Raw genomic sequence first — 2,173 nt, forward strand, 5'->3', positions numbered from 1 at the left:
TGGTGACAATCTGCAGCTTGGACAAAGCGTGTCATCCCGGGTCTCCGCTAGAGGCTAAGTCTAACACAAAAATTATCAAATTAAATATATGTTGCCATAAATTGCTGATTGTCTGTCGAAGATTTCAGATCCAGGGATCGAACGATCGACGTCGCAGATTTTTTTGAGCTTCCTTGCGATCTTGCAACGATCGGGATGGGGGGGCAAAAAGCCTGCCCGCCGCTCTCCCAAGCGGCCGGACATCCCCAGCTTGGCGTCCTCTTTTCACACAGCCTCCACCCGTTGCGGACTTCACAGGTGGGGACCAAGCGTCAGGTTTGGGTTCATCCGCGCTTCTGGTGCTGCGGGAGTCGAACCGTGCTTTTGGACGTTGATCCTCACCAAGACCGAGGAGGCGTCGGATGCCGATCTCGAACCCGTCGCTGCCGACAGTGCCCGATGGGCTGCACATCGATGAACTGACCCTCGACCCGTCCGGGCTGTTGCTTCTTGCCAGGACCACCGCTGCGCAGGCGGTCTGTCCCACATGCGGCTACGCCTCTTCCCGGGTCCATAGCCGCTACTGGCGAACGATTCAGTACCTGCCGTGGCAGGACCGGGCCGTCACGTGGCACGTTCAGGTGCGCCGCTTCCGGTGCAGCCATTGCCCGGGCCGGATCTTTGTCGAGCGCATCCCGGGCTTGATGGGATCCAAGGCGAACCGGACAGAGCGTCTGTCCGAGGCGCAGACCGAGATCGGCATGGTGCTGGGCGGCGAGGCCGGAGCCCGTCTTTCGCGGCGGCTGTGCATGCCGGTGAGCGGCGATACCGTCCTGCGCCTGATCCGCCGCCACCCACCGCGGGCCTACCCGGCTCCGCGGTTGGTGGGCATCGACGACTGGGCTTGGCGGCGCGGGCGACGTTACGGCACCATCGTGTGCGATCTGGAACGTCGTCGCGTTCTGGCTCTGCTGCCGGGCCGCTCGTCCGCTCCAGTCAGGGACTGGCTCTCGGCGCATCCGAGCATCGCCGTCGTCAGCCGGGACCGAGCAGGCCCCTACGCCGAGGCCGCCCGCAGCGGCGCCCCCGCTGCCATCCAGGTCGCCGACCGCTGGCACCTTCTGGTCAATGCCTCCGAAGCCCTCCGTTCCGTCGTTGCGCGCCGCCAGACACAGATCCAGCAGGCGGCCGGACTTCGGTCTTCTTCCGGTAGCATGCCAGCCGTGCCCGCTCCCGCGCCGTCTCTCTCGCAACCGAGCGAGAACCGCCGTAGGCGCTTCGACGATGTCCTGCATCTTCATGCGGAGGGTCTACCGATCCTGCAGATCACGCACCGGACCGGACTGGCCCGCAACACGGTGCACAGCTACCTGCGGGCCGGCACGTTCGTTCCGTATCGCCGAGCGCCGGGACCGAGTCTGCTCGACCAGCATCGCAGCCTTGCCGAAGCCCGTTGGCAGGAGGGGCTCCGCAGCGGCGCCGCCTTGCACCGGGAACTGCGGGCGCGGGGCTTCGGTGGCGGTGTCGATATCGTTCGACGCTGGATCGCTCAACGGCGAGAGACCGCACCGGATCGCTCTCGATTGCGGCACACGCCCTCGACGCGCCGGACTACGCGCCTGTTGGCGAGCGATCCGACCAAGCTCGCCCACGACGAGCGCGCCTTCATCGACGCACTGTGTGAGGCGGCTCCGGAGGTTGGGATCACGGCCAGCCACGTGCGGGCCTTCGCCGATCCGCTGCGACAGGACGATCCAGCGGGGCTGGAGCCCTGGCTGGACGCGGCAGCAGCAACGGGATTGTGCGGTTTCGCTGCCGGCCTGCGCCAGAATCTCGATGTCGTACGAGCGGCGATCACGCAGCCCTGGAGCAACGGGCCGGTCGAAGGTCAGGTCAACCGCCTCAAGCTGATCAAGCGGCAAATGTACGGTCGTGCCGGCTTCGACCTCATGCAGCAGCGGGTGCTTCATGTGGCATGACCAACAGCCAGGAGCCGGTGCAACTCTACCCATCAGCTCTCAATCACCCGTCAGCACCAGAAATGCGGATCAACCCAGGTTTGAACCACTAGGGCCTGTCGTCGCCTGAACAGATTGGCTGGGCTTGCGTTTTCGTCTTTCTGATGGAGGAGGGACGATGCTGAGCGACGCGCAATGGGCTGATCTGGAGCCTCTGGTTGAAGCCTGCCGGCCCA

Annotated in this window: 1 protein-coding gene; it reads left to right on the forward strand. The window is 64.8% G+C overall.

Going from position 1 to position 2,173, the window contains the following annotated elements; translation table 11 throughout:
* Positions 1–422 precede the first annotated feature (422 nt).
* Positions 423–1,958: an ISL3 family transposase gene (locus tag FV223_RS25895; RefSeq protein WP_147729624.1), complete on the forward strand. Its 1,536-nt coding sequence runs from the start codon at positions 423–425 to the stop codon at positions 1,956–1,958.
* The last annotated feature ends 215 nt before the right edge of the window (positions 1,959–2,173 follow it).

The sequence above is a fragment of the Methylobacterium sp. WL116 genome, from assembly GCF_008039455.1.
In the GTDB taxonomy this organism is placed as follows: Bacteria; Pseudomonadota; Alphaproteobacteria; order Rhizobiales; family Beijerinckiaceae; genus Methylobacterium.